The sequence below is a fragment of the Clostridium sp. Marseille-QA1073 genome (genome assembly GCF_054863625.1).
Genome location: NZ_JBSVQM010000035.1, coordinates 25,837 through 31,976 on the forward strand (window position 1 = coordinate 25,837; position 6,140 = coordinate 31,976).

8 protein-coding genes are annotated in these 6,140 nt (G+C 27.1%); 3 read left to right on the top strand and 5 right to left on the bottom strand.

Features of this window, described 5'->3' with window-relative positions:
- Positions 1 to 12: 12 nt before the first annotated feature.
- Positions 13 to 696 carry a beta/alpha barrel domain-containing protein gene (locus ACY1IQ_RS19740; protein ID WP_461615594.1) on the bottom strand — a complete coding sequence of 228 codons (684 nt, stop codon included), beginning with the start codon at positions 694 to 696 and terminating at the stop codon, positions 13 to 15.
- Between the two features lie 162 nt (positions 697 to 858).
- On the opposite strand from ACY1IQ_RS19740, the gene ACY1IQ_RS19745 reads away from it, so the two are divergent.
- The gene (locus ACY1IQ_RS19745; protein ID WP_461615595.1) at positions 859 to 2,115 is read left to right on the top strand and encodes a DUF1576 domain-containing protein; all 1,257 of its coding nucleotides are present in this window, start codon (positions 859 to 861) and stop codon (positions 2,113 to 2,115) included.
- Entirely contained in the window at positions 2,115 to 2,456 is a 342-nt protein-coding gene (locus tag ACY1IQ_RS19750; protein ID WP_461615596.1) for a hypothetical protein, read from the top strand. The genes ACY1IQ_RS19745 and ACY1IQ_RS19750 overlap by 1 nt, the downstream gene beginning before the upstream one ends.
- Before the next feature lie 204 nt (positions 2,457 to 2,660).
- Here ACY1IQ_RS19750 and ACY1IQ_RS19755 read toward each other — a convergent pair whose 3' ends face one another.
- A complete protein-coding gene (locus ACY1IQ_RS19755) occupies positions 2,661 to 3,191 on the bottom strand; it encodes an NAD(+) diphosphatase (protein ID WP_461615597.1) in 531 nt (176 codons plus the stop codon).
- Positions 3,192 to 3,267: 76 nt separating this feature from the next.
- Complete coding sequence (gene sfsA, locus ACY1IQ_RS19760) at positions 3,268 to 3,960, bottom strand: DNA/RNA nuclease SfsA (RefSeq protein ID WP_461615598.1); 693 nt, start codon at positions 3,958 to 3,960, stop codon at positions 3,268 to 3,270.
- Between the two features lie 216 nt (positions 3,961 to 4,176).
- Between sfsA and ACY1IQ_RS19765 the strand changes: the two genes are divergently transcribed.
- Positions 4,177 to 4,887 carry a hypothetical protein gene (locus ACY1IQ_RS19765; RefSeq protein ID WP_461615599.1) on the top strand — a complete coding sequence of 237 codons (711 nt, stop codon included), beginning with the start codon at positions 4,177 to 4,179 and terminating at the stop codon, positions 4,885 to 4,887.
- A gap of 86 nt (positions 4,888 to 4,973) precedes the next feature.
- Here the strand turns inward: ACY1IQ_RS19765 and ACY1IQ_RS19770 are convergent, their stop codons facing one another.
- Together ACY1IQ_RS19770 and ACY1IQ_RS19775 are read right to left on the bottom strand one after the other, a co-directional pair.
- Positions 4,974 to 6,008: an anti sigma factor C-terminal domain-containing protein gene (locus tag ACY1IQ_RS19770; protein ID WP_461615600.1), complete on the bottom strand. Its 1,035-nt coding sequence runs from the start codon at positions 6,006 to 6,008 to the stop codon at positions 4,974 to 4,976.
- Entirely contained in the window at positions 5,995 to 6,138 is a 144-nt protein-coding gene (locus ACY1IQ_RS19775) for a sigma factor-like helix-turn-helix DNA-binding protein (RefSeq protein ID WP_461615601.1), read from the bottom strand. Before ACY1IQ_RS19775 ends, ACY1IQ_RS19770 begins: the two co-directional genes overlap by 14 nt.
- Between the last annotated feature and the right edge of the window lie 2 nt (positions 6,139 to 6,140).

Sequence of the window (6,140 nt, forward strand, 5' to 3'; positions counted from 1 at the left end):
TTTCCTCACAAACTACTCTTCTTGTTCTGATTCATATCTATTTCTATGAGCAATCATTATTTCATTTAATATATCTCCTGTATTAGGCGGAGTATATGTTATAGCATTGGCACCAGCTTCAATAGTTTCTCTAATACTATTTTCATTTGGCCCTCCTGTGGCCATTATAGGAAATTCTGGATACTTTTCTCTTATTTGTCTAACTATACATGGTGTTCTTTTAGCACCTGATACGTTTAATATTGTAACACCAGCTTTTATTCGTGACTCTATATCTTCAAATTCTGAGACAATTGTCACTATTATAGGAATATCTATTGTTTCTCTCATTTTTTTAATAACTTCATTAGGAGTAGAAGAGTTAACTACAACTCCCATGGCACCTTTAAATTCAGCATCTAATGCTAAGTTTATCACTCTTTTTCCCGTTGTAATAGCACCTCCAACTCCACAAAAAACTGGAACATCTGATGCTAGAAGAAGTGCCTCTGTTATTCTCGGCTGAGGAGTAAAAGGATATACTGCAATTACTGCATCTGCATTTGTATTCTTAATAACAGCTACATCTGTGGAAAATACAAAACTTTTTAATCTTTTACCAAAAATAATAATACCACTTGCATCTCTAATAACCTTAGGAAGTTCAATCATATGACTTCTTAATAATCCTTTAAATTCTGGCACATGTTTTCTCATTTTTTTCTCCTTTCCGTATAATTTTTAAACTGATTAGTATAATTAATATTATATTATTATAACACTTTAAACAATTATTTTTTACTAAAATTTATATTAGTTGTATATTCATCTGTGATATACTATACTCACAAAAATTTAAGTACCCATGAGGAGGAGTATATGTATAAACGAATTGAAAAAAGTACATATTTTCCCTATTATTTTATTTTAGGATATTGTCTATTAATAGCAATAATTGCATTCTTTCTTCAAAACCCTAAAGATATAATAATAGGATTAAAAAAAATTATTCTTGAATCAGACGTTTTAATAACTGATTATATTGAATTATCTGGCATTGGAGCCTCATTTATAAATTCAGCCTTAGTAATAACAAGTTTGATTATTTTATTACTTATTTTAAAGGTTGAACCTAATGGCGCTATATTAGCTGGTTTATTTACCACTGCTGGTTTTTCATTATTTGGAAAAAACATTTTAAATATTTGGCCTATAGTCATAGGTATATTTCTATACTCTAAATCACAGAAGTTACCATTTACCAACTTTATAGTAATAATGCTCTTTGGAACTACCTTATCTCCAACAGTTGGCGAATTATTTTTTTCAGATTTCTTACCTTTTTATTTATCAATTATAGTTAGTTTATCTATAAGTATTTTTTTAGGATTTATATTAGCTCCTATGGCTTCTTATACCTTAAGGCTTCACCAAGGCTATAGTCTAGCAAACATAGGCTTGGCTGGTGGTCTCATTGGTACAGGCTTAACCTCAATCTTTAGAGCTTTTGGAGTGGAGTTTGAAAAAAAACTTTTATGGTCAACTGGTAATAATACACTTCTATTCTTAATATTATTATTCCTCTTTGCTGCAATGATATTAATAGGATATTTTTCTGATAAAAAGTGTTTAAAAAATTTATTTGTGTTATATAATTATTCTGGAAGATTAGTAAGTGATTATTACTCTATATTTGGAAAAAGTCTTACATTTATTAATATGGGTATGCTTGGTATTTTTGCAACAGCTTTTGTAATGGCTATTGGAGGAGACTTAAATGGTGCAACTGTTTCAGGTATATTTACAGTAGCAGGATTTGGAGCTTTTGGAAAGCACTTAAAAAATATATTTCCAGTTATAATAGGTGCAACTATTTCTGCACTATTAAATGTATGGGATATAACTTCACCAGGTATGATTTTAGGTATACTCTTTAGCACTACTTTATGTCCTATTGGAGGACATTTTGGATGGTATTATGGAGTTTTATCTGGTTTTTTACATATATGTATGGTAATGAATATAGGATATCTTCATGGTGGAATGAATTTATATCATAATGGTTTTGCTGCTGGCTTTGTAGCTATGATATTAGTCCCACTAATAACTGCATTTAGAAAGGAGCAAGAAAACTAATGAAACATATTAACCAAAAAAATATGAAAATAGTAGACGAAATTATGATGTTTTGTCTTAATCATGGTTGTCATAATATAGATTTAAATTTAAAAAGAGAAGAGAAAAAAACTACTATTTTTATAAAAGCGCATATAAATGATTTATCTGAAAATATCTTTAATGAAATTAAATTATCCTTATCTACCCCAAGAAGACCTGAAATGGAAGAATATTATTGGAATTTAAATGGCGATGATGATACTGATTGTGAGCTTGCATTAGTAGGAATGATGACAGATGATGTTAATATAGAATATAATAATAATGAACTTAAAATTGAATTAGTGAGATTAACTTAAGTAATTAATAACTTAAAAAGCTTCTTAAACTATGCTAAGAAGCTTTATTTTATAATCTCATATATAATAGTTATTTTATAAAATTTAAAACTACTTCTTCAAATAACTTAAAAATTCTTATATCAAAAATAAATTTTAAAAATCTCTTGCTCTAATTTTTTATATAAAACTTTCGATACTAACTAAAACTTAAATCGTTAACTTTTAATTAGATTCCCAATTATATATGCATGCTTTACTTTCTATTTTAAGTTCATCTAATATATGTTTAACTACATTTTTTCCTATCTTATCTTCTACCATTTCACAAAGAGCTATATCTAAATCATGCCAACCTACCCATTCTACTTCTGAAGATTTATTTATTTCTCCCTCTTCATATTTTGCTACAAAAGTAAGCATTAATAAGTCCTTATCTTCTATGCATTGACTCCCTAAATATTTAATATTTCCTATGGTAATTCCTGTCTCTTCTTTAACCTCTCTATAAACAGTCTCCTCTACTGTTTCTCCATTCGTAACATATCCTGATACCAAGACCTTAGAATTTTTAAATATATAACTTTGCTTTAAAAGAAGTATTTCTGTCTCTTTTACTACCGCTACTACTACACAAGGCTTAGGTGTATTAAAGAAAAATATATCATCATTTTCACAGTATGGCACTGTTCCTTCATCCCAACTACTTCTTTCAATAAGCTTATTTCCACAAATAGGACAATAATTATAAATCATAGAATCTCCTCTTTCTTACCCTTATTTCTTAAATTTAAACTTATTACTCTTAGTTTATCATTTTTAAGCTTTTAAATTATAGTATAACCTTAACCTCTTTACTTAAAGTTATAAAGTCATCCCCGACTTCACATTCATAAGCAAAAATATCTACTCCTTTTGATTTTGCATATCTTAATGCTTCCCCAAACTCTTTATCCATTTTATCATGAGGAGAAAAACTTTCAATATTATTCATTTGAATTAAAAATAGAACTCCTGCTCCTCTTCCTGTATGTTTTACATCTACTAATTCTAACAAATGCTTTCTCCCTCTCTCTGTAGGCGCATCAGGAAACATAGTTTTTTTATCTTCTTCAAGAGTTACTCCCTTTACTTCTAAATAATATTCTTCTCCATTATCATTACTTAACTTAAAATCAAACCTACTATTTCCAAAGGTTTTTTCTCTATTTATGATATTATACTTTTTTAAAGAAGGTATATTTCCTAACTTTAAAGCTTCTTCTACTACTTTATTTGGAATATGTGAGTCTATATTTATAAGCTTATCTCCTTTATATCCTGCAATAAGGTCATACCTTGTTTTTCTAGTAGGTGCATTTTCCTCTCTTAACACTACAGTACATCCTGGAATCAATATCTCCTTACACCTTCCTGTATTCGGTACATGTACTAACTCTTCTTTACCATCTATGATAACATATCCTTGAAATCTATTGGGTCTTCTTATAAACTCAACTTTTAGTATATTATTATTAATTTTCATATTGCCATCTCCATAAATTTTTATTTTCTTTAGATTCTATCTATATTAATATTGTAATATTAATGTAAAATTATAATGTAAAATTTGTAACATATAAATTTCATTTGTAACAAATATGTAATAAATATATAATTTATTTGTAACTTATATATTAACTATTTGTATATAATAAGATTATAAAACATTATGCTCGAAAAATATATGGAGGAATGTATTATGGAAAGCTGCAATAAAAAAGTTATTATTGCTATATTAATTATCTTTGTTATATCAATACTAACCTTTGTGTTTTTTAAGAAAAATATTCTTAAGGTAGCTTATGGCGAAGACATTTCCCCTGCTAAGGATAAAGTATTATATAAATTTTTTAAATTACAAGAAAATACTACTTTATATTATAGTGGAAGTCTAGAATACGCAGAAGAAATAAACGTAAGTAGCACAGAAAGTAATGATAATGAAACTATAGTTAACATATCTAGTAAAGTAATTCCTATGAGTGATGAAGGTCTAGATAGGTCAAAATTAAATATAAAACTTAGTTATATACTTGATGGTAATTCCGTAAGACAAATTATTGATACCCCTAATGATGTGCATTCTCAATCTATAATTAAGGATAGTAAAATTCTTGTATCACCTTTAATTGTAGATAATACTTGGACTGAAAAATTTAATTATAAGTCTAAGGAATATACTGCATCTACTAAGATAATAAATATAGGCAAAAATGAAGAAGGTAAGAAAATAATAGAAACGGAAACTACAGTCAATAACATTGAAGGTTTTGGAAATAATACTTACAAAGAAACTAAAACTTATACTGAAGGCTTAGGTCTTACTAATTTCACAAGAACTTTGCCTAGCTTTGGTGATAGTCAAACTCCTTGTCTTGATTTTACAAAAAAATTATTTGAAACAGATTAAAGCGTGATAATTAATCACGCTTTTTATCCATAATTCAATTTATTATATATTCTTCTATAATTATTTAAATTACTTTTTTAAAATTTTTAATACTTATCCACAATTACCCCAAAACTTGATGCTTTTATCCACGTTTTATCCTTAAGTGTGGATAAAGATTTTTTATCCCCAGTAACTACTACCCCTATTATTCTAATTTTTTTTGCATCTATATTTCCATTGCTATCTTCTAATATTTCAAATATGTTTTTACATTTATCTTTATTTTTCTTATTCATATTCTCTAAAGTCCAAATAAATCTTTCCTCAGGTTTTTCGTATCGTTTATTTGATGAACCTCTTCCCTTATCACTACCCATAAATCCAATCATGCTATCATAAGTTTCTATTAATACTCTATCCAAATTATTAGTATCATTCATTTTAATTATTTCATCTTTATTAAATGTATCTACCCAATACCAAGCCAAATCTATCTCTTTAGGAATCAATTTTTGAACTTCACCAACTGAATAAGACTTATCAAAAGATAGTGCCATTTCTATGTTTTTACTATCTTCTAATTCCTCTAATAAACTTAAATCATTCTTATATCTTTTAAAATTAACTTTTGGATGATAAAACTTCATTAGTCTATGACCTAAGCCATTATATGTTGTTCCTTCTTCAATATCTTCATAATTTTTTGGGGCTTTAGGTAAAATATCTACAGTTGGTTCAATTTTTCCATTATTACTATTCAAAATTCCATAATTATACTCAACTCCACCTAGACTTACACGGACTCCGTTTATATATTTATCATATCCAGAGATAGCATGTCCTGAAAAGAATCCCTCCTGATAGCCAGTTCCATTACGTACAACATTTGGTGATGAAACATCTAAATAATATTCATTTTGTTCTACAATTTTGTTATCTAAATAATTCAAATAATAATTATTTGTAAAATAAGTACTTATTAAACAAACAAAAAATATAACTACTGTTCTTAATAGTGCTTTTATTTTTGTTATTCTCATAGATTTTCTTATTTTTTTATCATTAAATATATCTTCTATGTTACCTTTTTTAATATTAGATTCTAATTCTTCATTTAGATTTTCATTATCTTTTCCCATTACCTTTTCCTCCATATTCCGCTTTAAAATTTCTTCTAGCTCTATAAAGATATGTTCTTATTTTATCTTCACTCATATCTAGAATTTTAGATATATCTTTATATGATAATCCAATGTCATATTTAAGTATTA